General features: G+C 53.3%; 1 protein-coding gene. It reads left to right on the top strand.

Annotation, left to right across the window (positions count from 1 at the left end; translation table 11 throughout):
* The first annotated feature begins 56 nt into the window (after window positions 1-56).
* The gene (locus A2J01_RS03730; RefSeq protein ID WP_370333094.1) at window positions 57-323 is read left to right on the top strand and encodes a response regulator transcription factor; all 267 of its coding nucleotides are present in this window, start codon (window positions 57-59) and stop codon (window positions 321-323) included.
* The last annotated feature ends 67 nt before the right edge of the window (window positions 324-390 follow it).

Raw genomic sequence — 390 nt, 5'->3', positions numbered from 1 at the left:
AAGACGGCACTGTCGGGGGTCTGTCATTCCGCTACAGAGAAGTAAGGACGAAACTCATGACAGTCACTGTGGAAAACTGCATGGCACAGGATCCCGTCGGACCGCACCTTTCGGAGCGCGAAATCGAGGTTCTCAGGGAATGGCTACTGAGTGATTCGAAGTCACGCGTTGCTCAAAACCTCTACATCAGCGTGGGAACGGTGGGGACCCACCTGTCGCGGATTCGCGAGAAGTATGCCGACGTTGGAAGGAACGCACCGACGAAATGCGAATTACTCGTGCGAGCGATACAAGATCAGATAGTGACGATCGACGAACTCTGATCGACAGAGTTGCTTTCGACAAAACAGCCAGTGCTTCTGACGAAATTCTGAGGCTCTTCGGCCGTTT

It is taken from the genome of Rhodococcus sp. EPR-134 (assembly GCF_001647205.1).
Taxonomy (GTDB): Bacteria; Actinomycetota; Actinomycetes; order Mycobacteriales; family Mycobacteriaceae; genus Rhodococcus_F; species Rhodococcus_F qingshengii.
Note: the sequence above shows the minus strand (reverse complement) of the source record. Positions and strands in the feature narration are given on the sequence as shown.